The following is a 25,072-nucleotide window of genomic DNA, read 5'->3' on the forward strand; positions in this document are numbered from 1 at the left end:
CCGCCCTGATCTCATCATTCCCCCCGATCTCACGGCTCGCACGGTTCACCCGCGGCATATCTCGGGTGACGCGAGCGTGATAGCGGCGACACGCGGCGGGTTATCGGGCAGGATTGCGCCATGTCCCCCGAGCAGGTCGTCCTGCCGTACGCCACCTGGCCGTCGCCGGTCTCCACCTCCGACGTCGCCCGTTCCGGGCTGCGCCTCGGATTCCCAACGGTGCTCGGCGAGGAGGTCTGGTGGACCGAAGACCGTCCCGCCGAAGGCGGGCGGACCACCATCGTGCACCGGAGCGCCGACGGCGCCCAGCGCGAGCTGCTGAGCGCGCCGTGGAGCGCCAGGACCAGGGTCCACGAGTACGGCGGACGGTCATACGCGGTGGTGCCCGGCGAGGGCGTGGTGTTCACGAACTTCGTCGACCAGCGCCTCTACCTGCTGCCCACCGGCGGCGAGCCCCGGCCGCTCACCCCGGAGCCCGGGGAGCTGGCGGCCCTGCGCTACGCGGACCTGGTCCTCCACGACGGGCAGGTCTGGTGCGTCAGGGAGCGCCACGACGGCGGCCGGGTGAGCCGGTCGATCGTGTCCATCCCGCTGTCGGGCGAGGGTGAGCCGCGCGAGCGGGCCGGCGGGCACGACTTCTACGCCTCCCCCGCCATCTCCCCCGACGGCGAGCACCTGGCCTTCATCTGCTGGGACCACCCCCGGATGCCGTGGAACGGCACCGAGCTGTGGGTCTCCCGGCTGGCCGACGGCACCTCCTGGAAGGTCAAGGGCGGCCCCTCCGAGTCGGTGCTGGCCCCGCAATGGCGTGACGAGCAGCACCTTTACCTGATCTCCGACTGGTCCGGCTGGTGGAACCTCTATCTCGTCGGGTTGTACGGCACCTCACCAAGGGCGCTCTACCCGGCGGAGCAGGAGTTCGCGGGTCCGCTGTGGCAGCTCGGCGCCGTGCCGTACGCGCTGATGGACGACGGGAGCCTCGCGGTCCTGCACGGGCGGGGCGACCTGCGGCTGGGGGTCTTCGACCCCGGCAGTGGCGTGCTGAGCGACCTGGACGTGCCCTACGAGGGCTGGGACGCGGTGCTGGCCACCGACGGGCGCGCCCTGGTCGGGATCGGGTACGGTCCGGCGCTGCCCCGGTCGATCGTCCGGGTCGACACCGTGACCGAGCGGGTGGAGGAGCTCCGCCGGGACGTCAACGAGCTGCCCGACCCCGGCTATCTGCCCCTTGCCAGGCCCGTGGAGTTCCAGACCCGGTTCGGGCGCGAGGTGCACGCGTTCCTCTACCCCCCGTCCAACCCCGTGACGCGTGGCGAGGGCCCCGCGCCGTACGTCCTGTTCGTGCACGGCGGGCCGACCGGGCACAGCGTCGGCGCGCTCGACCTGGAGAAGACGTTCTTCACCAGCAGGGGCATCGGCGTGCTCGACCTCAACTACGGCGGCTCCACCGGCTACGGCCGCGTCTACCGCGAGCGGCTGCGCGGCCAGTGGGGCGTGGTCGACGTCGAGGACTCGATCGCCGCGGCCGAGTGGCTGGCGGCGGAAGGGCTCGGTGACCCGGCGCGGATCGCCATCCGGGGCGGCAGCGCGGGTGGCTGGACGGTCATGGCGGCCTGCTGCGCGTCCGACGCGTTCGCCGGGGGCGTCTCCTACTACGGCGTGAGCGGGCTCGCCAACTTCAGCGCGACCACCCACGACTTCGAGTCGCGCTACGTCGAGTGGCTGATCGGCCCGGAGGATCCCGCCCTGTACGCCTCGCGAGAGCCCGTCGGCCGGGTGGCGGGGGTGAGCTGCCCCATGCTGCTCCTGCAGGGCCTGTCCGACCCGGTGGTTCCCCCCGCGCAGTCGCAGGCCTTCGTCGACGCCCTCGCCGAACGCGGCGTTCCCTGCACCTACCTCACGTTCGAGGGCGAGGCGCACGGCTTCCGCCGCGCCGAGACCCGCAGCGCGGCCCTGGCCACCGAGCTCGCCTTCTACCAGCAGATCTTCCACTCCTGAGCGAGGAGCGGGGCGCCTGAACGAGAGGCCGGCCTTCTGAGCCAGGGGCCGGGTGGGCCGGCCGGACGGACCAGCGCGTCAGGCGATCGGCGGGCTCACCCGGCTCCCGGATTCACCCGGTTCAGCGGGCGAACTCGGTGGCCCGGGATTCTCGGACGACCGTGATGCGGATCTGGCCGGGGTAGGTGAGCTCCTCCTCGACCTGCTTGGCCACATCGCGAGCGATCACCTGGGCCTGGATGTCGTCGACCGCGTCGGGCTTCACCATGACCCTGATCTCCCGCCCCGCCTGCATGGCGAAGACCTTCTCGACGCCCTCGTAGGAGGTGGCGATCTCCTCAAGGCGCTCCAGCCGCTTGACGTAGGCCTCCAGCGACTCGCGGCGGGCCCCGGGACGGCTGCCGCTGATCGCGTCGGCGGCCTGGGTGAGGACGGCCTCGACGGTCTTGACCTCGACCTCGTTGTGATGGGCCTCGATGGCGTGGACGACGTCCTCGTGCTCGCCGTATCGTCTGGCGATCTCGGCGCCGATGAGCGCGTGGCTGCCCTCGACCTCGTGGGTGAGGGCCTTGCCGATGTCGTGCAGGAGCGTGCAGCGCTTGAGCAGCGTCGTGTCGAGCCGCAGCTCGGCCGCCATGATGCCCGCGATGTGGGCGGACTCGATGAGGTGACCGAGCACGTTCTGGCCGTAGGAGGTGCGGTAACGGAGCTGGCCGAGGAGGGTGACCAGCTCGGGGTGCATGTCGGTGATGCCGAGCTCCACTAGGGCGTCCTCGCCCGCGCGCACGCACAGCTCCTGGACCTCGGCCTTGCTGCGCTCGTGGGCCTCCTCGATGCGCTGCGGGTGGATGCGGCCGTCGAGGACGAGTTTCTCCAGGGTCAGCCGCGCGGTCTCGCGGCGGACCGGGTCGAAGCACGACAGCAACACGGCTTCCGGAGTGTCGTCGATGATCAGGTTGACGCCGGTGGTCGACTCGAAGGCGCGGATGTTGCGGCCCTCACGGCCGATGATGCGCCCCTTCATCTCGTCACCCGGCAGGTGCAGGACACTCACCACGGACTCGGCGGTCTGCTCGGTGGCCACCCGCTGGACCGCCAATGTGACGATCTTGGTGGCGCGCTTCTCGCCCTCCTTGCGCGCCTCGCCCTCGATCTCCCTGATGATCAGCGCGGCCTCGCGCTTGGCCTGGTTCTCGATCTCCCGGACCAGCTCGGCCCTGGCCTGGTCGCTGGTGAGCCCGGACACCCGTTCCAGGATGGTCTTGCGCTCCGCGGCGACCCGTTCGAGATCCTCGCGGCGGTCGGCCAGCTCGGTCTCCGTCTCGGCGAGCTTGCGGGCCCGGTCGGACTGGCGCCTGGCCTCCTCGTCGAGGCGCTGCTCCCGCTCGGCCAGCCGGTTCTCCCTGCGTTCGAGGTCGGACCGGAGCTCCTTGAGCTCGTACTTCAAGATCTTGCCCTCGGCCTCGACCTCCTTGCGCATCTCGGCCGCCGCCTCGACCGCCGTCTCCGACTTGCGCAGGAGCTCTCCGGCGTCGTTCTGAGCCTTCGCCCGGATGTCGGCGGCCTCGCGCCTGGCCTCCTCCAGGTGGGCCTGGGCCTCGGCCTCCTGCTCGGGGGTGGGGCCCTTGGGCACGGCAGCGGCTCCACCGATGCGACGCAGCAACACGACCAGCACGGCTGTCATCACGGCGAGAGCCACAACCGCCACTACCAACATGACGACCACGACCGGATCCATGCGCGCCTCACCTTCCTCGCGTCGCAAATATCAGGCACACGAGGGGTCACACGCACGGCACGGAAAGCTCAAGAGGCGGCGCCGCCGGGACAGAAGTGAACCCAGAGGGGGATCACCTACCGGCTGTTCCCGCCGGTCCGCCGTCCCATTCTCATCCGCCAAGCCTGCTTGTCCGTATTACACCGCTATGACAATCCGCGCTGCGCGGAGTAACTCCTCACTGCCGTTGAGATTAAGCGTCAGAGAGGTAACGAGCAAGCAAAGACCCGCTGTCAAGCCGCTTTGAGCTAGTCGAGCGGATAGCCCTGCTCCTCCGGGAACGGCGATGTCTCCGCCCCCTCCTCCTCCAGCACCTCGCGAATCACGCGAAACACCAGGCCCGGACCGTATCCCTTCCGGGCGAGCATGCCCGCCAGCCTGCGGGTCCTGACCGCGGGCTCCAGGCTCCGGGTGGAGGAGAGCTTGCGCCGCACAAGGCGACGGGCGGTCTCCGCCTCCTCCTCGGGGTCGAGCTGATCCACCGCTTCCTTCACGGTCTCCTCGTCCACCCCTCGGTGGCGGAGCTCCGAGGCGAGGGCCTTTCTGGCGAGACCCCGCCCGGCGTGGCGCGAGCTCACCCATGCCGCGGCGAACGCCTCGTCGTCGATGAGCCCGACCTCGGAGAAGCGCTCCAGCACGGCGTCCGCCGCCTCCTGGGGCACCTCGCGCTTGCGCAGCGCCTCCGCGAGCTGGGCCCGGGTGCGCGGCGCCATGGTCAGCAGCCGCAGGCAGATGCCTCGCGCCACCGCCTGCGGGTCGGCTCCGGCCCTCCGGCCCTCCGGAGGTCCCTCGGCCTGCCCGTCGGATCCATCGGATCCATCGGATCCATCGGGAGGGAAGCCGAAGGAGGCACCCCCGGACCGCCGTCCGCCACGCCGGGAGGCACGCTTCTTCCGGCCTCGCGGCGCGTCACCCGCGGGGTTCGCGGTCTCCTCGCGAAACCCTCCCTCCGAGGCGGACGGACCGTGGTCGCGCCTGCCCGGTGAGCCCGCCCGGGGCTCGTCGGGCCAGGCACCCCAATCTCTCGGCCCGGCCTCGCCGGCCGGACCGGAGTCAGGTCCCGTCGTCATCGATCAACCCGATTTCAGGCGTCACCCGGCTTGGGAGCGGCGGCGGCCTTGGAACCGCGACCGGCCGCGACGGGAGCCGCGGTGGACGCGCGACCTGCCGCGGCGGCCGGGGCCGAAGCCGCGGGGGCGGGAGACGAGGCGGCCGGGTTGTCGACGCGCGGGCCGACGCCGAGCTTCTCCTTGATCTTCTTCTCGATCTCGTTCGCCATGTCCGGGTGGCTCTTGAGGAAGTTTCGCGCGTTCTCCTTGCCCTGGCCGAGCTGGTCACCCTCGTAGGTGTACCAGGCACCGGACTTGCGGACGAAGCCGTGCTCGACGCCCATGTCGATCAGGCCACCCTCGCGGGAGATGCCGACGCCGTAGAGGATGTCGAAGTCGGCCACGCGGAAGGGCGGGGCCATCTTGTTCTTGACGACCTTCACCCGGGTGCGGTTGCCGACGGCGTCGGTGCCGTCCTTCAGCGTCTCGATGCGGCGGATGTCGAGGCGGACCGAGGCGTAGAACTTCAGCGCCTTTCCACCGGTCGTGGTCTCGGGCGAGCCGAACATGACGCCGATCTTCTCGCGAAGCTGGTTGATGAAGATCGCGGTGGTGCCGGTGTTGTTGAGCGCGCCGGCGATCTTGCGCAGCGCCTGGGACATCAGGCGGGCCTGGAGACCGACGTGGCTGTCGCCCATCTCGCCCTCGATCTCGGCCTTGGGCACCAGGGCCGCGACCGAGTCGATGACCAGCAGGTCGACGGCGCCGGACCGGATCAGCATGTCGGCGATCTCCAGCGCCTGCTCCCCGGTGTCGGGCTGGGAGACGAGCAGCGCGTCGGTGTCGACGCCCAGCTTCTGGGCGTACTCCGGGTCGAGCGCGTGCTCGGCGTCGATGAACGCGGCGATGCCGCCGCCGCGCTGGGCGTTGGCCACCGCGTGCAGGGCGACCGTGGTCTTGCCCGAGGACTCGGGACCGTAGACCTCGACGACGCGGCCGCGGGGGAAGCCGCCGATGCCGAGGGCCACGTCGAGCGCGATGGAGCCGGTCGGGATCACTTCGATGGGCGCACGGACCTCATCGCCCAGACGCATGACGGAGCCCTTGCCGAACTGCCGCTCGATCTGAGCGAGTGCGGTCTCAAGCGCCTTCTCGCGGTCGTTAGCTGCCATGGGAGCCCCCTGAAGGGTCGCGGGTTGGATCGGTTGCCAGAAAGCTACGGGGTGCCGCCGACAATTTCGGGAGGGCACGCCAGGAGTGACGGCCTGTTCAATATAGCCGAACGACTGTTCGATCGCCGCCCGTTGGCACCCACACGTTACGGGAGTCGCGAACCGCCGCGAAGCTCCCCCGCGCACGACCCGGCACGGCTCCGCACGGACGGATGCGAACGAACGGATGCGGACGGACACGGACGGCGGGTCACGGCCCCGGGAGTGCGGACCCCATCCGGGAGGCGACATTTCCGAGAATTGTCTTGGACCTGTTGTAACCGGGCTGACCTGGGGTGATCCTGAGGGGAAACGACCCGAGGTGCCCGACGTGCCCAACGCGTTCACGCAGCAACGCCTAGCCCATCTCGATTCCCTGGCCGCCGAACTGCGACAACGAGGACTGGTGAGCCGCACCCTCGGGGGCGCCACCCCGGTGCTGTGGGTGTGGCATCCGGACAGTCACCGCCAGACCATCGTCTTCGCCACCCCGGTCAGGGACGGCTGGCTGTTCCTGTGGTCACCGGACGGCGAGGAGAGCGCCGACGATCCCGCGCACGCGGCCGACTCGGTGGAGAAGATCCTCGCCCCGCTCCCCGAGCCGTCCTGACCGGCCGGACCCTCCCCGGCCCCGGTCCTCGCTCACCTCTCGGAGAGCCCGCCGGCCTTCCCGGGCCTGCGGGCTCTCACCTGTTCCTCGGGTTCCTCAGGCTTCCCGGCCCTCAGCGGAGCCTGGGCGCGACGTCGGTCACCCCGCACACGGCGCGCCAGACCTCCTTGGCCCCAACACCCTCGGCCAGCGCCTGGATCACGGTCCGGCCGCCGAGATCGGCGATGACGTAGTCGCGGGCCCACGACTCGGCGTACGGGTCGCCGAAGTGCGTCTTCATCCGCATCCAGAAGTCCGACAGGCGCATGCCCCCAGTATGGGTCCACTCCGGCGTGCCGTGGCCCGTCCCGGCACGCCGCAGGGCCGCGAGCCGCCCGCGTCCCGGCCCCGGCCCGAGGGGAACGGGGACGGAAGACGGACGAGGGCGCGGACGGCCGGGGAGGAGGTACGGGGCCGTCAGAGCACGCGGGAGCCGTACATCTCGCCGAGGGGGTCGGCGAGCAGTTCCAGGCGGGCCCCGTCGGGGTCGGCGAAGTAAATGGACGCGCCGCTCTCGACCTGGTGCGGCACGCCCGCCGCCTCCAGCTTGCCCCGCAGTCGCTCCCAGGTGGAGGGGTCGACGGAGATGGCGACGTGGTGGAGCCCGCCGAGGACCTCCCTGTAGGGGCCGAGGTCCAGGCCGGGGAAGTCGAAGAAGGCGAGGAGGTTGCCGTTGCCGATGTCGAAGAAGAAGTGGTTCGACCCTCGGTAGTCACGGTTCTCGAAGATCTCCGTGAGCGGGAACTCCAGGAGCTCCTGGTAGAACGCGATCGTCGTCTCGACGTCGGAGGAGATCAGTGCGAAGTGATGCAGCCCCCTCGCGCTGCTCGGCGGGCGGTGCGCCCTGAGGTGCTTCGCCTTGATCCGCTCGCGTGTCGCCTCGATGGCCTGATGGTCGATGCTCACCGTTAGCTCACCACTCAATGCGTCGTGTTCGTCAAAGCCATGTCCGTGACGACAGGGGGCCAACCTATCCCGGACGTCATGTCATGGTGGCGAAGCCTCGGAAACCCCTGTGGCGCGGCCTTCCGGGGTCCGGCCGCGAGAACATTGGATCATGTATCCGCAGGTGACGCACGAGTCGTCCGCTCCCGTCCGGCGGGCGGCGGAGGGGTTCTGTCGGTGGGGCCGTGCAGTATGGGCGGTGACCCGGTTGGTCGGCCGAACCGGGAGCTAGGGGGCGACGATGGGCGAGACGACGGGCTCGGGCGGAGCGCTCGATCACTTCACCCGGATGACCAAAGACTGGTTCACCGGGGCGTTCGCCGCGCCGACCGCCGCGCAGGAGGGGGCGTGGGAGGCGATCGCCCGGGGTGACAACACCCTGGTGGTCGCGCCCACCGGCTCCGGCAAGACGCTGGCCGCCTTCCTGTGGTCGCTCGACCGGCTCGCCGCCTCCGCCCCCGGCTCCCCACCTGCCGCCGGGGCCTCCGGTGCGGGCCCCGCGGGTGACACGGGCGGCCGGGGCGGGCGAGGGCGTTCGCGGAAGGACGACGAGCCGGTGAGGCGGTGCCGGGTCCTGTACGTGTCGCCCCTCAAGGCCCTGGCGGTCGACGTCGAGCGCAACCTCCGGGCGCCGCTGGCCGGGCTGGGGCAGACCGCGCGACGGCTGGGTCTGCCGGTGCCGGAGATCTCGGTGGCGATCCGGTCGGGCGACACCTCCCCCGAGGAGCGGCGCCGGTTCGCGACCAGGCCGTCCGACATCCTGATCACCACCCCCGAGTCGCTGTTCCTGCTGCTCACCAGCCAGGCCCGCGAGGCGTTGCGCGGCGTGGAGACGGTCATCGTCGACGAGGTGCACGCGGTGGCGGCCACCAAGCGCGGCGCGCACCTGGCCCTCAGCCTGGAGCGGCTCGACTCCCTCCTGCCCCGGCCCGCCCAGCGGATCGGCCTGTCGGCGACCGTGCGACCGGTGAGCGAAGTGGCCGCCTTCCTGGGCGGGCCACGCCCGGCGACCGTGGTCCAGCCGCCCTCCGACAAGGAGATCGAGATCGAGGTGGTCGTCCCGATCGAGGACATGACCGAGCTCGACACGCCTCCCGCCCCGCCCGACCCCGACGACGACCGCTGGCTGACCGAGACCCCGGCCAGGCGGTCGATCTGGCCGCACGTGGAGGAGCGGCTGTTCGAGCTGATCGGGAGCCACAGCTCCACGATCGTGTTCGCCAACTCCCGGCGGCTGGCCGAGAGGCTGTGCACCCGCCTCAACGAGCTGGCGTGGGAGCGGCGGGATGACGGCGAGGAGCCGGCCGGGGAGGGCGCCGAGGCGGAGCCTGTGCACTGGGCCGAGGGGTTTCCCAGGCCCCCGGCCTCCCTGTCCACCCCGGCGGCGATGATGGCGCAGGCCGGCGCGGCCAAGGGGGTCGTCCCGGAGATCGTGAGGGCACACCACGGTTCGGTGTCGAAGGAGGAGCGCTCCCAGATCGAGGAGGCGCTCAAGTCGGGGCGACTGCCCGCCGTGGTCGCGACCTCCAGTCTGGAGCTCGGCATCGACATGGGCGCGGTCGACCTGGTGGCCTGCGTCGGGGCGCCGCCGAGCGTGGCGAGCGGCCTGCAGCGGATCGGCCGGGCCGGGCACCAGGTGGGGGCCGTCTCACGTGGCGTGATCTTCCCCAAATACCGCGGGGACCTGGTCCAGACGGCCGTGGTGGCCGAGCGGATGAGGAGCGGGGAGATCGAGGACCTGCGCTATCCGCGCAACCCTCTCGACGTGCTCGCCCAGCAGATCGTGGCGATGACCGCGCTGGACGAGTGGACGGTCGACGAGCTGGAGGGGGTCGTGCGGCGCGCCGCCCCCTACCGGACGCTGCCCAGGAGCGCGCTGGAGGCGACACTCGACATGCTCGCCGGGCGCTACCCGAGCGAGGAGTTCGCCGAGCTGCGGCCGCGCATCGTCTGGGACCGGGTGACCGGCACCCTGCGAGGGCGCCCCGGAGCCCAGCGGCTGGCGGTCACCAACGGCGGCACGATCCCCGACCGGGGGTTGTTCGGCGTGTTCCTGGTCGGGGAGAAGTCCTCCCGGGTGGGCGAGCTGGACGAGGAGATGGTCTACGAGTCGCGGGCCGGGGACGTGTTCGTGCTGGGCGCGACCTCCTGGCGGATCGAGGAGATCACGGCCGATCGGGTGCTGGTCACGCCCGCACCCGGCCAGCCGGGAAAGCTCCCGTTCTGGCACGGTGACACCGCCGGGCGACCGGCGGAGCTGGGAAGGGCCATCGGCGCGTTCCTTCGCGAGATGTCGGCGGCGGGCGCGGACGCCGAGGCGCGGGGCGGCGGCATCCGGAACACGGGGACGGGAACGGGAACGGGGAAAACGAGGGCGGGAAGCGCGGGGGCGGGAGGCGAAGGGGCGGGAAACGCGCGAGAGGGAGGCGCGGGAGCGGGAAACAGACGGGCGGGAGCGGAGGCCGAGGGAGCGGGGAACGCGGCGCGCGAAGGGGCCCTGGAGAGGATCAGGGCGGCGGGGCTGGACGAGTTCGCCGCGGCCAACCTGCTCTCCTACCTGGCGGAGCAGCGGCAGGCGACCGGCTACGTGCCGGACGACAGGACGTTGCTGGTCGAGCGGTTCCACGACGAGTTGGGCGACTGGCGGGTGGTGGTGCACTCCCCGTACGGGGCGCGGGTGCACGCGCCGTGGGCGCTGGCGATCGGGCGGCGGCTGCGGGAGCGCTACGGCGTCGACGTGCAGGCCGTGCACTCCGACGACGGGATCGTGCTGCGCATCCCCGACACGCTCTCCGACCCCCCGTCCGATGTCGCGATCTTCGACGCGGACGAGATCGAGCGGATCGTCACCGAGGAGCTGGGCGGCTCGGCGCTGTTCGCGGCGCGGTTTCGCGAGTGCGCGGGGCGGTCCCTGCTGCTGCCGCGCCGCGTGCCGGGCAGGCGGTCGCCGCTCTGGCAGCAGCGGCAGCGCGCCTCGCACCTGCTGAGCGTGGCGGGCCGCTACGGGTCGTTCCCCGTGGTGCTGGAGACGATGCGCGAGTGCCTTCAGGACGTGTTCGACGTGCCGGGGCTGGTGCGGCTGATGCGCGACATCGAGGCGCGGCGCGTCCGGCTGGTGGAGGTCGAGACCGACAAGGCGTCGCCGTTCGCGGCGTCGCTGCTGTTCAACTACATCGGCGCGTTCATGTACGAGGGGGACGCCCCGCTGGCCGAGCGCCGCGCCCAGGCGCTCGCGCTCGACACGAGCCTGCTGGCCGAGCTGCTGGGCCAGGCGGATCTGCGCGAGCTGCTCGACCTCGACGTGATCACCGACACCGAGCGGGAGCTGGCCCGGCTGGACCGGCCGCTGCGCGACGCCGAGGACCTGGCCGACCTGCTCCGCTCCCACGGTCCCCTGGTGGCCGAGGACGTCAGCGTGCGCGAGGGCGACCCGGCGTGGCTGACCGCGCTGGAGGGCTCCCGGCGGGCGATCAGGGTGCGGGTGGCGGGGCAGGAGCGGTGGGCGGCGATCGAGGACGCCGCCCGGCTGCGCGACGCGCTCGGCGCGCCGCCGCCCGTGGGGGTGCCGCACGCGTTCCTGGAACCGGTCGACGACCCGCTGGGCGACCTGCTGGCCCGGCACGCCCGTACGCGCACCCCCTTCCTCGCGAGCACCGCCGCGGCCAGGTTCGGCCTCGGCACCGCGGTCGTCACCGACGCGCTGCGCCGCCTGGCCGTCTCGGGGCGGGTCGTGAGCGGGGAGTTCAGGCCGGGTGGCCGGGGCGAGGAGTGGTGCGACGCGGGGGTGCTGCGGATGCTGCGCCGCAGGTCCCTGGCCAGGCTCCGCAAGGAGGTGGAGCCGGTCTCCCCGGAGACCCTGGCCGCCTTCGCGCCCGCCTGGCACGGCATCGCCGGCTCCCCGCGGCGGGGCAGACCGCCGATCGACGCGCTGGTGGGCGCGATCGAGCAGTTGCAGGGCGCGGCGGTGCCCGCGTCGGCGCTGGAGACGCTGATCCTGCCCTCGCGGGTGCCCGGATACGACCCGTCGTTCCTGGACGAGCTGACGGCCTCCGGCGAGGTGATCTGGGCGGGGCAGGGCTCCCTGCCGGGCGGTGACGGCTGGGTGTCCCTCTACTTCGCCGACACCGCGCCGCTGCTGATGCCCGGCCCCGCCGACGTCACCCTGACGCCGGTGCACGAGGCGGTGCTGGAGATCCTGGGCGGCGGGGGCGCGCTCTTCTTCCGCGAGCTGGGCGGCCGGGTCGGCGCCCTCCTGGCCGGTTCCGTCCCGGACGACCGTGCCCTGTCCGCCGCCGTGTGGGACCTGGTGTGGTCGGGCCGGATCACCGGTGACACGCTGGCGCCGCTGCGGGCCGTCCTCGGGACGGGACGCCCCGCGCACCGCCCGGCCCCGACCCGGCGACGGCGGGCGGTGCTGCCGACCAGGAGCGGCCCGCCCACGGTGGGCGGGCGCTGGTGGGCGCTGCCCGCCCTCGCCGAGGACACCACCCAGCGCGCCCACGCCCAGGCCGAGGTGCTGCTGGAGCGGCACGGTGTGGTGACCAGGGGCGCGGTGACCGCCGAGCGGCTGCCGGGCGGGTTCGCCGCCGTCTACCAGGTGCTCCGCGCCTTCGAGGAGAGCGGCCGGTGCCGCAGGGGTTACTTCGTGGAAGGACTGGGCGGCGCCCAGTTCGCCCTCCCCGGTGCCGTCGACCGGATGCGCGCCACGTCTCCCTCGCCCACACGCCCTGACGCGGCACCGGTGCCCGACCCGTGGAGCACGCGGAAGCCCGACAGGGCGGAGGACGACACCCGGCGGGCGGTGGTGCTGGCGGCCGCCGACCCGGCCAATCCGTACGGGGCGGCCCTGCCGTGGCCCGCCCATCCCGGGGAGGTGTCCCACAAGCCGGGCAGGAAGGCCGGATCCCTGGTCGTGCTCGTCGACGGGCACCTGACCCTCTACGTCGAGCGCGGCGGCAAGACCCTGCTGTCCTTCTCCGGCGACGACCGCCTCCAGCCCGCCGTCGACGCCCTCGCGCTCGCCGTGCGCGACGGCGCTCTGGGCAAGCTGACCGTCGAGCGGGCGGACGGCACCGCCATCAACGACTCCCCCCTGGGCGCCGCCCTGGAGTCCGCCGGGTTCCACCCGACCCCCAGGGGCCTGCGCCTGCGGGCCTAGAGCGCCGTGACGCGTCGTCCGGTCCCGCCCGCATCGGCGGGTGACCGGCGGGGGTTGCAGCCACCCACCACTGGTTCGCAACCGGGGATTGGCACATTGGCCATGTTGTTAGATCGAAAAAGGGGAAACAACCATGGCAAAGGCCAAGCCGGAGCTGTCCGCGCTGTCCGAGATCGGCACCGAGCTGGACGAGAGCCAGCTCGCGCAGGTCAACGGCGGCTACTACTGGGACTTCTACCACTGGGAGGACTTCGCCCCCGGTGGCTGGGCGTACCGCCCCTGATGCCAGGCGCGTAGCCGGACAGACGCGAGAAGACGGGGTGCGGCCACCGGCCGCGCCCCGCCCGTGTTCTCTCCACCTCGTTCTCCCCGGCCCTTCCGGGCGGATCGCCGGGAGGGAGCCGGTGCCCCGGAGTTCGGCCGGTCAGGACGAGGTCATCTCCGGATCGAGATCACCTCCGCGACCGGCTCGTCGCGCTCCTGACGCTCGCGCTCCTGGCGCCTCTGGATGGCCTGGAAGCCGACCAGGTCGTCCGGGAGCGCGTCGGGGACGTCCACGTCGAACCTGGACAGCGTGCGGGTCCGCATCGCGACCAGTGCCGTGACCGCGATGGCGACGGCGAACAGCACGTACATCAGGCCGACGCCCCGGCCCTCGCCGGTGCCGAGCACGGCGCCGACCGTATCGGCCAGCGGTCCCCCGGGGAGCAGCAGCGGTTCGAACAGCGTGCTGCCGTACGGGGCGACCAGGCCGAAGCCGATCGGCAGGGTGGACCAGGCGATGAGCGTGTTGAGCGCGATGACGCGGCCGTGGAAGCGTTGCGGCACCTTGACCTGGATGATCGTGGCGTAGACGCCGTTGAGCATGGTCAGCCAGAACGACATCCCGAAGGCGCCGACCGCGATCAGGATCAGGTTCTGCTGCAGGCCGGTGACCAGGCAGAAGAGGCTCAGGACGAGGGTGGAGAGCATGACTCCGCGCAGCCGGTGCCGTCGCGGTCCTCCCCAGACGGTCATGGTCAGGCCGCCGAGGAAGACGCCGAGGCCGCCGAAGAAGGAGATCCGGCCGACGTCCTCCAGCGTGGCGAAGCCCAGGACCAGCGGCGAGATGAGCAGGAACAGCGGGGACAGGAAGATGTTCAGCACCGCGAAGAAGAACAGCATGCCGCGGAAGCCCCGGTTGCCCCAGGAGAACTTCCAGCCCTCGACCATCTCGGCGACCAGTGACTCCCTGCGCTTCCACGCCATGGTCTTCGGGAAGCGGACGAACAGCAGCACCCCGATCGCGAAGACGTACGAGACGACGTCCAGGACGAGGATGCCCTCCAGCCCGATCACGGTCAACAGGCCGACCGCGCCCAGCGGGACGACCAGCTGGGCGGTACCGGTGACCATCTGGACCACGCCGTTGGCGTGGCCGAGGAAGCGCTTGGGGACCAGTTGCGGGATGGCGGAGTTGTAGGCGAGGCGCTGGAAGGTCAGCGCGACCGACAGCAGCACCAGGAGCGGGTAGATGTGCCAGATCTGCAGGTTGCCGGTCCACAGCAGGACGCCCAGTGCCAGCTGGGTGCCGAACGCGCCGATGTCTCCGGCGAGCATGACCTTGCGCCGGTCGTGACGGTCCACGAGAGCACCGGCCAGGGGGGACACCAGCATGCCGGGGACCAGCGCGAGGACGGAGAACAGGGCCATCATGGGCAGCGAGCCGGTGGTGATGTAGATCCACAGCGGGATGGCGAACTCGGTCAGCGACGACCCGACGATCGAGACGAGCTGTCCGGCCGCCACGGCGGCGAACCGCTTCATGCTCGGCGGAGGGCCTGACCGCGCCGGGGGGTCCGTGGCGACCGGGTGTCCCGTCTCCGGTGGCGCGCCGCCGGTGCCCGGATCGGCGAGAACGGGCGCGTCCGGTGTCCGAACGGTTTCCGTGGAGGCCGGGTCCGTGACGGCGTCCTGGGTGGAGACGCCGCCGAGCCACCAGGTGGACCGGTCGGTACGGGCCAGCTTGGCCGTGTCGCCGGAGGCGATGGCCCGGTGGGTGCCGGTGACGATGGTGGCGAGCTCTTCCGCCCGATATTTCAGGAAAAAGTGCCCGGCCTCGTCGAGGACGACCACGGCCGTGGAGCCCGTCAGGAGATGCCACTCGCGGTAGCGCTCCTGGTAGAACTCGGTGGCCGGGTCGCGGTCGCCCGCCACGGAGATGATCGGTGCCCTGAGCGGCTCGACGCCCTCCTCGAAGAGGCGGGTGAAGTAGCGTTCCGCCTCCTTGGTGCCCTTGCGACGGTTGTCGATCATCAGCTTGAGCTGGTCGCGTTCCAGGTCCTCCACGTCGAGACCGGCGGCCTGCAAGGCGTTGGCCCAGACCTGGTCGCTGCGGAGGCGGTCGGTCAGGTTCGACAGCTTGGCCAGCACCGAGGTGGGACGCGCGAAGGGGAAGATGCCGCCGAGATAGATCGCCTCGACCGGGCGGCCCGCGGCCTCCAGGCGGCGGGCGATCTCCACGGTCAGCATGACGCCGAGCCCGCAGTGCCCGTACAGCGCGAGCGGGCCGCGGACCTCCTTGAGGATCTCCTCCACGCAGCCCTGCGCGACCTCCGCCACCGGCCGGGTCTCCTCGACCAGGCCCATCTCCTGGCCGGGGACGGCGACCGCGTGCAGCGCCCAGTTCTGGGGCAGCGTGTCGGCCAGCGGCTGGTAGATGGCCGCGCTGCCGCCGCCGTACGGCACGCAGACCAGGGTCGAGGTGGCCGCGCGGGCCGGGGTGAGCCGGTGCAGGAGCATGCGCGGGCCGTCGTCGGCCGTCTCGACGAGCCGCGCGAGCTCGCGGACGGTCCGGTTCTTGAACAGGTCCAGGATCGTGACCTGGCGCCCGCCTTCAGGAATGGCTTTCCGAAGGCGGGCGACCACCTGCGCGGCGAGCAGCGAATGACCGCCCAGGTCGAAGAAGTCGTCCAGCACGCCGACCTGGACCAGTCCGAGCACCTTCGCCCACACCGCCGCGATCGCCTCTTCGAGGGGCGTCTCCGGCGGGACGAACCCGGCCTCCTGGTCGGGGCGCGCCTCGTCAGGTTCGGGCAGCCTGGCCCGGTCGACCTTGCCGTGCGACTTCAGGGGCAGCTCGTCCAGCCAGACGAACCGCCCGGGAATCATGTACTCGGGGAGACGCTCGCCGAGCCGCGCCCGCAGCTCGCTGACGCTGATCTGCTCTCCGCCGACCTCGCCGACCACGTACGCGACCAGCCGGTCCGCGCGCAGCTCGACGACGGCGTGGGCGATTCCCCGCTGGCCGGCGAGCACCGACTCGATCTCCGACAGCTCCACCCGGTAGCCCCTGACCTTGACCTGCAGGTCGCGGCGGCCGAGGAAGCACAGGTCGCCGGAGGGCAGCCACCGGCCGAGGTCGCCGGTCCGGTACATGCGGGCGCCGGGCCCTCCGTACGGGTCGGGCAGGAACTTCTCGGCCGTCAGGCCGGGCCGTCCGAGGTATCCGCGGGCGAGCCGGTCGCCGCCGAGGTAGATCTCACCGGTCATGCCGGGCGGGACCAGCCTCAGGTGCTCGTCGAGCACGTAGACCGCGGCGCCGGGCAGCGGCCTGCCGATCGGCAGGTTCAGCGCCCGCTCGTGCTCGCCGGTGACGGCGTGGGTGGAGATGCCGACCGTGGCCTCGGTGGGGCCGTAGTGGTTGACGACCGTGGTGTGCGCGGTCAGCTCGCGGGCCCAGCTCCACCTGGACGCCTCGCCGCCGAGGACGAGGAGCTTGCGCGGGAGCAGTTCGGCGGGATCGTCGACCGCGGCGAGCAGCGAGGCGAGGTGGGAGGGGGTCATCTTCAGGTAGTCGGTGCCGCTCAGCAGCCCGGCGAGCTCCTCGGCGGGAGCCTGGGGATCGGCCAGGTGCAGCTCTCCGCCGGTCATGAGCGACAGGTAGAAGATCGTCACCCCGAAGTCGAACGAGAGCGACTGCAGCAGCGTGTAGACCGCGCCGGGTTCGACCTCGAAGCGCTCCCCGACCCCGGCCAGATAGTTGAGCACCTGCCGGTGCTGCACCCCGACGCCCTTCGGCCGCCCGGTGGTCCCCGAGGTGTAGATCACGTACGCGAGGTGGCCTGGGGAGACCTCGGGGGGCTCGAACCCCGTCTCGTCCAGCGCCTCGGAGTCCAGGCGGATCACCGGCGCCTCGGGGACGTCGGGAAGCAGGTCGCGCAGGGCGGAGGTGGTCAGGACGGCGACGGCCCCGGCGTCGGCGAGCATGTACGCCAGCCGGTCGCGGGGCTGCTTGGGGTCGAGGGGCACGTAGGCGCCACCGGCCTTCAGCACCCCGATGACGGCCGCCGCCAGGTCGGTGGACTGTTCGAGGAAGACCCCCACCCTGGTGTCGGGGCCCACGCCGTGACGGTTCCTCAGCAGGGCGGCGATCCTGGTGGAGCGCTCGTCGAGCTCGGCGTACGTCAGCGAGCCGCCACCGGCTGCGGGCGCCGTACGCGAACCGCCGCTCGCCGCGGGCGCCGTACGCGAACCGGAGCCGCCGCGTGCCGCGGGCGTCGTCCCCGAGGCGGGCGAGCCCTCGTGGACCACGGCCGTCGCACCGGGGGTCAGCGCGGCCTGCGCGGTGACGAGGTCGTGCAGCAGGTCGTGGCCGGACGGCCGCGGGGCGGGTCCCGAACCGAAGCCCAGGACCCTCTCCCGCTCGTCGTCGGAGAGCAGCGACAGCTCCCCCACCCGCGTGCCCGGGGCCGCCACGATCGAGCGCAGCAGCGTCTCGAAGCGCGCCGCCAGCAGCTCCACGGTCTCCGGATCGAACAGGGCGGTGCTGTAGGAGATGTGGCCGACCAGCCCGTCCGGGCTCTCGAACAAATAGAGGCCGAGGTCGAAGCGGGTGGTCCTGGCCGGGAGCGTGAGGTAGGAGACGCGCCCGTCCTCCTCGCCCGCCTTGAAGTTCTGCAGCGCGAACGTGACCTGCGCGAGCGGCGACCGGCTCACGTCGCGGACCACGTTCAGCTCGTTGACCAGCTGGTCGAACGGGAGCTCCTGGTGCGCGTAGGCGTCCAGCGCGGTCTCGCGCGTCCGGGCCAGGAAGGTGGTGAACGACGGGTCGTCGGCCAGGTCGGCGCGCAGGACCAGGGTGTTGACGAACATGCCGACGACCCCGTCCAGCTCGGGCAGTCCACGCCCCGCGACCGGGGAGCCGACTGCGAAGTCCGCCTGCCCCGAGTAGCGGGCCAGCAGGACCTGGAAGGCGGCCAGCAGTGTCATGTACGGCGTGGCACCGGCCGCGGCGCCCAGCTCGGCCAGCCGCCGGGTGAGGTCGGCGTCCACCCGGACGTCGAGGGCGGCTCCCTCGTGGCGCTGCTCGGCGGGGCGCGGCCTGTCGGTGGGCAGCTCGATGGCGGGCAGCCCGGCGAGCCGGTCGCGCCAGTGGTCGATCTCGCGGCGGTGGTCGCGGCCCCGCTGCCACAGGGCGTAGTCGCCGTAGCCGACCGGCGCGGACGGCGGGATGGCGCCGTCGTGCAGGGCGAGCAGCTCGCGGATGAGCAGGTCGCTGGACCAGCCGTCGATGACGGTGTGGTGGGCGGCGATGAGGAGGACGTGGTCCTCGGGCGCGATCCGTGCCAGCACGGTGCGGAGGAGCGGGCCGCGCTCCAGGTCGAACGGGACGGCGAGGTCGGCGTCGAGCAGCTCGATCGCGGCGTCCACGCCGGCCGCCTCGACGACGCGCAGCGCGGCGGGCCCCGGCTCGTCGATGACCAGTTCGGGGGTGCCGTCCTCGGTGGTGAGGAACCGCGTCCGCAGGGCCTCGTGGCGCGCGACGATCTCGTCCAGCGCCCGGCGCAGCGCGTCGGCGTCCAGGTGCCCGCGCAGGCGCACCGCGACGGGGACGGTGTAGACGGTGGTGCCCGGCCGGTACTGCTCGAGGAACCACAGGCGTTCCTGGGCGTGCGACAGGGGTGGGACGGTTCCCGGGGCGCGGCGGGCGACGGCGGCCCGTGACTCCCCCCGGCTCTTGAGCCGTTTGGCGAGCAGCGCCTTCTTGGCGTCCGACAGCGTTGTCTCGGTCACGCTTGTAACTCCATCCGGAGGGCCGCCAGGAAGATCGCGGCGTCCCGGCCGTTGATCAGCCGATGGTCGTAGGCGAGGCCGATGTTGGCGACGGTCCTCGCGGTCACCGCGCCGTCCTCGGCGAGTACCAGTTCGGGCTGCGGCGAGGTGATCGCGAGGGCGCAGACCGTACCGGGGAAGATGAGGGGGATCGCGAGAATGACGTCGGCGTCGGTGTGCAGGGTGACGGCGATGTTGGCACCGGTGAGGTCCTTCTCGCGGAAGTCGCCCTCGGTGGCGGCGAGCCGGTAGCGCATGAGCGCGTCGGCGATGGCCTTGAGCGACCCGGTGTCGTGGACGACCGGCACGTACAGTCCCTCGCCCATGTCGAACGTGACACCGACGCGCGGGGCGTCGGCCGGACGCGCCCGGTCCCCGTCGACGGAGGCGAAGAACAGCGGGAACGTGGGGTGCAGCGCGGCCACGGCCTGGACGAACAGCTCCGCCAGGCCGACCGGCCTGCGCACCTCCCTGCTCAGCCCCCTGGCCCGCTCCAGCAGCGGGCCCACCTCGAACTTCACGACGGTGTACGCGGCGGGGATGGTGGAGTGCGAGGTGGTGACGGCGCGCGCGACGGCCCGCTGCACCCGCGACAGACGGTGCGCGCCCGTGTCCACGACCGGTTCCGGCACGTCTTCCAGTACGTCTCCCGGCACGACCTCCCGCGCGTCTCCCGTTGCGTCGTCCCGCGCGTCTCCCAGGGCGTCTTTCGGCGTGTCGTCGGCCGTCCGCCCGGTGCGCCGGGAGGCCAGGGCCTCCACGTCGTTCCTCCGGATGACGGCCAGGCCCAGGGACGCGACCTCCGCGTGGGAGACGCCGAGCTCCTCCATGGCCGCGCGGGCGGGAGCGGTGACGACCGGCTCGGTCACCGGTACGTCCTCCCGCCCCGGCACGTCCTCGGAGGTCACGGGTCCGGGCGCGTCATCGGGCACCGGAGCGGACGGCGGCGCCGCCTCGGCGGTGACGCGGGCGAGGAGCGCGCCGGGAGCGATCCAGGTGTCGAGGGCGGCGGCGTGGTGCAGGTAGCCGGTCTCCCCCGCCTCCAGCTCGTCGGCCGCCTTGGAGGTCTCCAGGACGGCGATCGGCTCCCCGGCGATGACGGGCTTGCCGTTCCCCACGAGCCACTCGACGATCAGGTACTCGGTGTCGTTGTTGTTGAGCTTGGGGACGTGGATGTCAGCCACGCAGAGCCTCCCGTACGGCGTGGTGGATCGTGGACTCCCCGACCAGGACCTCGTTCTCCAGGTGCGCGGCGGTGGGGATCACGGAGGCCCGCGAGTGGACGAGGCGGACGGGTCCGCGCAGGCGGTCCCAGATGCGGGCGTGCAGCAGGTGGGCGACCTCGCTGCCCCAGGTGCCTCCGGCGGTGCTCTCCTCCGCCACCAGGACGACGTCCCCGAGATGGGGCAGCAGCGCGTCGGCGTCCAGCGGGTAGAGCCGGGAGGGGACCAGCAGCCGGGTGGAGATCTCCTCCTCCATCATCAGGGAGCGCATCGCGCCCAGCACCCGGTGGGCCATCCCTCCGGGAGCGATGACCACGCAGTCCGGGCGGTCGCCCGCGTCGCGGATGTCCACCACGGCCAGGTCCCCGTCGCGGCGCATCAAAAACAGCGGGTCCACCCGCTCCATCTGCCGGGTGTAGAGGACCTTGTCCTCGAAGAACACGCACGGCTCGCCCCGTTGCAGCATCGCCGCGAACGCCGCGCGGTTGTCGTGGAAGGGGGACATCTCGTACAGCGACAGCCCCGGCATGCCGACGAAGTGCTTCTGCAGGCTCTGGCTGTGCGTGGGCCCGTAACCCCGGCCGCCACCGGTCGGGCAGCGCACCACCATCCGCAGCGGCAGCCGCTTGCCGTACATCGACACCGACTTGCTCGCGAAGTTGCAGAGCTGGTCGAAGGCGAGCGCCACGAAGTCGCCGAACATGATCTCGGCCACGGCCGTGTTGCCGGTGAGCGCCAGTCCCGCCGCGACACCGGTCAGCGCGCCCTCGCTGATCGGGGTGCCGATCACACGCTCGGGGAAGCGGGTGGACAGCCCCTTGGTGACCTTGAAGGCGCCGCCGTACGGGTCGAGGATGTCCTCGCCGAGCATGTAGGCGGTGGGGTCGTCGTCCAGCAGCCCGTGCAGGGCCGCGTTGAGGTTCTCCGCTACGCGCACGGTCCCTCCCAGCGGGAGGGCGGGCGCGCGGCCACCTCGTCGACGACGGCCTCGACCTGCGCCTTGACGGCACCGTCGAGCCGGTAGAACTGCTCGGGATGGTCGTGGGCGTAACGGGTGTACCAGTCGTTGTCCCTGGCGGCCCGTACGACCTCGGCCGGGCGGATGTCGTCGCCCTTGCTGTGCGGCCCGAGGCGGTGGGTGACGAACTCGACCACCAGCGGCTGCCCCTCGCGCACCCGCGCGATCTCGCGTTCCAGCGAGAGGCGGATCTCGTTGACGTCGATGGAGACGACCAGCCGGTGCGGGATGCCGAAGGCCGCCGCCCGGCCGGCCACCGTACCGGCCATCTGCGAGGAGGTCGGGGTGGACTGGGCGATGCCGTTGTTCTCCACCACGACGAGCAGCGGGAGCCGCCAGAGCGCGGCGAGGTTCAGCGCCTCGTAGACCGCGCCCTCTCCCCAGGTGCCGTCGCCGATGTGGACGCAGGCCAGGGTGCCGGGCTCGGAGCGCTTGAGGTGGAGCGCGACACCGGCGGCGACCGGCATGCTCTCGCCCTGCACGCCGGTGGACATGTAGCGGTCGCGGTGGATGTGCTGGCTGCCGCCGACGCCTCCGCAGACCGCGCCCTCCCTGCCCATGATCTCGGCGAGCAGGCCGTGCGGGTCGCGGAACCTGGCCAGGTAGTGGCCGTGTCCCCGATGGTTGCTGAAGACGTGGTCGGCCGGGCCGAGCAGGGATCGCAGCGCGACAGGGACGTACTCCTGGCCCAGGCAGGTGTGCGTGGTGCCGTTGAGATCGCCCCTGCCGTACAGCTCCAGGAGCTTGAGCTCGAAGTGCCTGACCAGCAGCAGGAGCTCCAGGTCGTCGTCGACGAGGGGGGAGAGACGGAGCCCGTCGAGGGTCTCAGTCATCGTTGAGAGAATCTACGATCCCGGCGATCGTCGGGTTGTCGAAGAAGGCGTCCAGCGAGACCTCGACGTCCAGGCGCTTGCGCATGCGGGCGATGATCTGCGTGATGGTCAGGGAGTGGCCGCCCAGATCGAAGATGTCGTCGTCATCGGCGATCGGCGAGATGCCCAGTACCTCTTCCCAGATCTCGCGCACCTGGTCGGTCAGCGTGGTGACGGAACCCATCTCGTTCTCCAGAATTTCGTGCAGTGACAGGTCGGGGTCGTGAGTGGCGCGTTCCAGAAGGAGACGCAGGTCGTCGGCCACCCGGGCGGCGTCGGGCACCGTCTCGGGGTCGTGACGCAGGCTGATCTCCAGCCCGCCGGGGCCGTCCACGCACTGCAGGTGCAGCGCGCCGCGTACCGCGTGGTTGAAGACGGTCCACTCCACCGACGCGTCGAGCCCGGCGAACACCGGGTCCGCGTCGCGGCGGGTGCGGTAGCTGACGGAGACGGGGACCAGCGCGGCGTGCGGCCGGAGGCGGGGCATCGCCCGGGAGAGCGGTACCTGGCGGAACCGGTAGACCTCCCTCAGCTCGGCGCGCAGCGCGGTGGCGAACTCGCGGAAGGTCGCCTCCGGGGACGGGCTGGAGGCGACCGGGAGCTCGTTGACGAACAGGCCGATGTGCCCGGCGGCCTCGGGGGGCCGGGTCGACAGGTCGACGGCGGTGGTCACCGCGGTGTTGCCGTAGCCGAGGAGCAGGGTGTGCAGCGCGGCGAGCAGCACCTCGAACCGGGTCAGGCCGGGAGGTGGCGTGTTCAACAGGTCGGAAGCCGGACCGGAAGGCGGGTCCGCGAGCGGACCGGAAGCCGGGCCGGACGGGATCGACGGATCCACGGTGAACCGCAGCACCCGTCCCTCGCCCGCTCGCCGGGACTCCAGCGCGCGGCCGAGGACGACGGTCTCGCCCGGGTCTCGCCAGCGGGGCTTCCAGAACTCCCGCGCGCCGGGAAGCAGGGCGGCCACCCGGTCGCGTTCGGCCCGGCCGTGGTCGATATCGGGCAGCGGGGGCGGCGGCTCACCGTTGTAGAAGGCGGCCAGGTCGCGCACCAGGATGTCCTTCGACTGGCCGTCGAAGACCAGGTGGTGGGCGACGAAGAGAAGCAGGTGCCGTCCGGGGCCGACCTCGAACAGGGTGAACCTGGCCAGCGGGCCCTTCTCCAGGTCGAACGCGCGCAGGATCTCCTCCCGCACGGCCCGCCCGTACCGCTCACCGCTCTCACCGTTCCCGGCGCTCTCACCGTTCTCGGCGTTCTCGGCGTTCCCGGACGGTGACTCCGAGAGGTCTCGCGTGTCCGGCGGGGATCCACCGGTGACGCCGTCGTGGGAGCCGGAGGAGCCGGAGGAGATCGCCGCCCGGCGTACGGGAACCTCGGCGCCGGGCACCAGCCTCAGCTCGTTGTCCACCTCCGCCACCACGCTGCCCAGCATCGGGTGCCGGGCGACCACCGCCGCGCAGGCCGCCAGGAGCGCGCCGGTGTCCAGGTCGCCGCGCAGGTGGAGAAGTATCGGCATGTGATAGGCGGCGCCCCCGCCCACGGTCTGCTCGGTCACCCACATCCCCTGCTGGGTGAACGTGACCTCCGGCATGCCCGCGGACACGGGCTCGGACGGGACCCGGGCCATCACGCGCCCTCCATCGTCCGGCGCAGGGCCTTCTTGTCGACCTTGCCGCCGTTGTTGCGCGGCAGGGCGTCGACCGTGACGACGTGCGCGGGCAGCTCGTGCGGGGCCAGGCGGTCCTTGAGGAAGATCCGCAGGTCCTCGGGCGCGAGGGGTTCCCTGGTGACGAGGGCCACGGTGACGACGGTTCCGAGCACGGGGTGGGGGACCCCGAACGCGGCGGCCTCGATCACGGCCGGGTGCTGGTAGACGACCTCCTCGACGTGGATCGTGGAGACCTTGAAGGCCCCCGACTTCACCACGTCGCTCTCACGGTCGACGAGGTAGAGGTAACCCTCGGCGTCGATGTAGCCGAGGTCGCCCATCCGCACCCAGCCGTCGCGGAAGGTCCCGCTGTCAGGGTCGCCGTAGTAGGCGCGCGGCGCCGCGGGGGACCGCATCCATACCTCCCCGGTCTCCCCCGGCGCCAGCGGCTCCCCCTCCGCGGTGGCGATCCTGACCCGTCCCCCGGCGATGGCGCGGCCGACGCTTCCCGGCCGGTCCGGGTCGAACATCATGATCGTCTGAGCCGGGGCGGCCTCGGTCGAGGTGTAGTAGTTGGTGATCGTCGCGTTGGGAAAGGCCGTGGTCAGCGCCTGGGCGACGGCCGAGGGCAGCGGCGCGGCGGCCGAGCCGAGCAGCAGCACGCTGGACAGGTCGTGCCGGTCCGCCACCCCCGCGTTGATCAGCTCGATGGCCATGGCGGGGACCAGGAAGACCGTCCCCGCACGGTACGACTCGATCAGCGAGGCGAAGCGGGCCGGGGTGAAGCGCGGCAGCGTCACGACGGCCGGCCGGGCGTCGAGCGCGTTGACCAGCATCGCCTGCCCGGCGTTGGTCCCGATCGGGAAGGCGTGGACGAGATGCCGGGAGTGCGCGAACGGGCGGCGCTTGGCACCGCAGCCGTAGGCCAGATTGGCATGGGTGGCCGAGACCCCCTTGGGGCGGCCGGTCGTACCGGAGGTGTAGAGGATCTGGGCGAGATCCCCGGGCTCCGGAGGCGCGATATCGGCCTTCTCATAGGAGGTTTCGGCGTCCAGACCGTCGACCGTGGCGCTCCAGCCGACCCCGGGCACGGCGAGGCCCGCGGCGTGGACGACTCCGGTCGCGCGGCAGTTCTCCAGCATGAAGCGCAGGTCATCGAGCGTGAGGCGGTCGGAGAGCGGTACGGCCACCGCTCCGGCCGCCAGGACCCCGCAGAACGCCACGGCGTAGTCCGCCCAGTCCGCGGCCCCGAACACCAGGCCCACCCGGTCGCCCCGGGTGACACCTCGCGTGACCAGGCTGTTCGCGAGCGCGGCGGACCGCTCGTGCCACTGGCCGTAGGTGAGCTGAGCCGAGCCGTGCACGATCAGCGCGACCCCGTCGGGGTCGGCGAGGGCCCGGTCTCTGAGCAGTTGGGGGACGGTCAGGTTCACC

15 protein-coding genes are annotated in these 25,072 nt (G+C 72.0%); 4 read left to right on the forward strand and 11 right to left on the reverse strand.

The window, feature by feature from the left end:
* Window positions 1–120: 120 nt before the first annotated feature.
* Window positions 121–1,998, forward strand: a complete 1,878-nt coding sequence (locus ACSDR0_RS02805) for a prolyl oligopeptidase family serine peptidase (protein WP_435287110.1) — start codon at window positions 121–123, stop codon at window positions 1,996–1,998.
* A 121-nt stretch (window positions 1,999–2,119) separates the two neighbouring features.
* Here the strand turns inward: ACSDR0_RS02805 and rny are convergent, their stop codons facing one another.
* The 3 genes from rny to recA all read right to left on the reverse strand — a co-directional run bounded on the left by rny (window position 2,120) and on the right by recA (window position 5,996).
* Entirely contained in the window at window positions 2,120–3,736 is a 1,617-nt protein-coding gene (gene rny, locus ACSDR0_RS02810; RefSeq protein WP_435287111.1) for a ribonuclease Y, read from the reverse strand.
* A gap of 287 nt (window positions 3,737–4,023) precedes the next feature.
* Window positions 4,024–4,845: a recombination regulator RecX gene (recX, locus tag ACSDR0_RS02815; protein WP_435287112.1), complete on the reverse strand. Its 822-nt coding sequence runs from the start codon at window positions 4,843–4,845 to the stop codon at window positions 4,024–4,026.
* A gap of 14 nt (window positions 4,846–4,859) precedes the next feature.
* Window positions 4,860–5,996, reverse strand: coding sequence for a recombinase RecA (gene recA / locus ACSDR0_RS02820; protein WP_435287113.1), 1,137 nt, complete (start codon window positions 5,994–5,996; stop codon window positions 4,860–4,862).
* A gap of 370 nt (window positions 5,997–6,366) precedes the next feature.
* Here recA and ACSDR0_RS02825 point away from each other — a divergent pair, with 370 nt between their 5' ends.
* Complete coding sequence (locus tag ACSDR0_RS02825) at window positions 6,367–6,645, forward strand: hypothetical protein (protein ID WP_435287114.1); 279 nt, start codon at window positions 6,367–6,369, stop codon at window positions 6,643–6,645.
* Window positions 6,646–6,757: 112 nt separating this feature from the next.
* On the opposite strand, the gene ACSDR0_RS02830 is transcribed toward ACSDR0_RS02825, so the two are convergent.
* On the reverse strand, window positions 6,758–6,952 hold the full coding sequence (locus tag ACSDR0_RS02830) for a DUF3046 domain-containing protein (protein ID WP_435287115.1): 195 nt from the start codon (window positions 6,950–6,952) through the stop codon (window positions 6,758–6,760).
* Window positions 6,953–7,101: 149 nt separating this feature from the next.
* Complete coding sequence (locus ACSDR0_RS02835; protein ID WP_435287116.1) at window positions 7,102–7,590, reverse strand: VOC family protein; 489 nt, start codon at window positions 7,588–7,590, stop codon at window positions 7,102–7,104.
* A gap of 280 nt (window positions 7,591–7,870) precedes the next feature.
* On the opposite strand from ACSDR0_RS02835, the gene ACSDR0_RS02840 reads away from it, so the two are divergent.
* A complete protein-coding gene (locus tag ACSDR0_RS02840) occupies window positions 7,871–12,787 on the forward strand; it encodes an ATP-dependent helicase (protein WP_435287117.1) in 4,917 nt (1,638 codons plus the stop codon).
* A 133-nt stretch (window positions 12,788–12,920) separates the two neighbouring features.
* Window positions 12,921–13,070, forward strand: a complete 150-nt coding sequence (locus ACSDR0_RS02845) for a hypothetical protein (RefSeq protein WP_343982491.1) — start codon at window positions 12,921–12,923, stop codon at window positions 13,068–13,070.
* A 152-nt stretch (window positions 13,071–13,222) separates the two neighbouring features.
* On the opposite strand, the gene ACSDR0_RS02850 is transcribed toward ACSDR0_RS02845, so the two are convergent.
* From ACSDR0_RS02850 to ACSDR0_RS02875, 6 genes are read right to left on the reverse strand one after another with little or no spacing between them, the layout of a single operon-like run.
* Complete coding sequence (locus ACSDR0_RS02850; protein WP_435287118.1) at window positions 13,223–18,841, reverse strand: amino acid adenylation domain-containing protein; 5,619 nt, start codon at window positions 18,839–18,841, stop codon at window positions 13,223–13,225.
* Window positions 18,838–20,064 carry a 2-oxo acid dehydrogenase subunit E2 gene (locus ACSDR0_RS02855; protein ID WP_435287119.1) on the reverse strand — a complete coding sequence of 409 codons (1,227 nt, stop codon included), beginning with the start codon at window positions 20,062–20,064 and terminating at the stop codon, window positions 18,838–18,840. The genes ACSDR0_RS02850 and ACSDR0_RS02855 overlap by 4 nt, the downstream gene beginning before the upstream one ends.
* Window positions 20,057–21,040, reverse strand: a complete 984-nt coding sequence (locus ACSDR0_RS02860; RefSeq protein WP_435287120.1) for an alpha-ketoacid dehydrogenase subunit beta — start codon at window positions 21,038–21,040, stop codon at window positions 20,057–20,059. The genes ACSDR0_RS02855 and ACSDR0_RS02860 overlap by 8 nt, the downstream gene beginning before the upstream one ends.
* Window positions 21,031–21,954: a thiamine pyrophosphate-dependent dehydrogenase E1 component subunit alpha gene (locus ACSDR0_RS02865; RefSeq protein WP_435287121.1), complete on the reverse strand. Its 924-nt coding sequence runs from the start codon at window positions 21,952–21,954 to the stop codon at window positions 21,031–21,033. Before ACSDR0_RS02865 ends, ACSDR0_RS02860 begins: the two co-directional genes overlap by 10 nt.
* Window positions 21,947–23,617 carry a condensation domain-containing protein gene (locus ACSDR0_RS02870; protein WP_435287288.1) on the reverse strand — a complete coding sequence of 557 codons (1,671 nt, stop codon included), beginning with the start codon at window positions 23,615–23,617 and terminating at the stop codon, window positions 21,947–21,949. Before ACSDR0_RS02870 ends, ACSDR0_RS02865 begins: the two co-directional genes overlap by 8 nt.
* Entirely contained in the window at window positions 23,617–25,071 is a 1,455-nt protein-coding gene (locus tag ACSDR0_RS02875; RefSeq protein WP_435287122.1) for a class I adenylate-forming enzyme family protein, read from the reverse strand. The genes ACSDR0_RS02870 and ACSDR0_RS02875 overlap by 1 nt, the downstream gene beginning before the upstream one ends.
* Window position 25,072: the final 1 nt, after the last annotated feature.

The sequence above is a fragment of the Streptosporangium sp. G11 genome, from assembly GCF_051192615.1.
Taxonomy (GTDB): domain Bacteria; phylum Actinomycetota; class Actinomycetes; order Streptosporangiales; family Streptosporangiaceae; genus Streptosporangium.

What these genes read in the sequence shown, in the direction of transcription:
- ACSDR0_RS02805 (WP_435287110.1), top strand. Translation starts at nt 121, where the DNA reads ATGTCCCCCGAGCAGGTCGTCCTGCCGTACGCCACCTGGCCGTCGCCG.
- rny (WP_435287111.1), bottom strand. Translation starts at nt 3,736, where the DNA reads ATGGATCCGGTCGTGGTCGTCATGTTGGTAGTGGCGGTTGTGGCTCTC.
- recX (WP_435287112.1), bottom strand. Translation starts at nt 4,845, where the DNA reads ATGACGACGGGACCTGACTCCGGTCCGGCCGGCGAGGCCGGGCCGAGA.
- recA (WP_435287113.1), bottom strand. Translation starts at nt 5,996, where the DNA reads ATGGCAGCTAACGACCGCGAGAAGGCGCTTGAGACCGCACTCGCTCAG.
- ACSDR0_RS02830 (WP_435287115.1), bottom strand. Translation starts at nt 6,952, where the DNA reads ATGCGCCTGTCGGACTTCTGGATGCGGATGAAGACGCACTTCGGCGAC.
- ACSDR0_RS02840 (WP_435287117.1), top strand. Translation starts at nt 7,871, where the DNA reads ATGGGCGAGACGACGGGCTCGGGCGGAGCGCTCGATCACTTCACCCGG.
- ACSDR0_RS02845 (WP_343982491.1), top strand. Translation starts at nt 12,921, where the DNA reads ATGGCAAAGGCCAAGCCGGAGCTGTCCGCGCTGTCCGAGATCGGCACC.
- ACSDR0_RS02865 (WP_435287121.1), bottom strand. Translation starts at nt 21,954, where the DNA reads ATGACTGAGACCCTCGACGGGCTCCGTCTCTCCCCCCTCGTCGACGAC.
- ACSDR0_RS02870 (WP_435287288.1), bottom strand. Translation starts at nt 23,617, where the DNA reads ATGGCCCGGGTCCCGTCCGAGCCCGTGTCCGCGGGCATGCCGGAGGTC.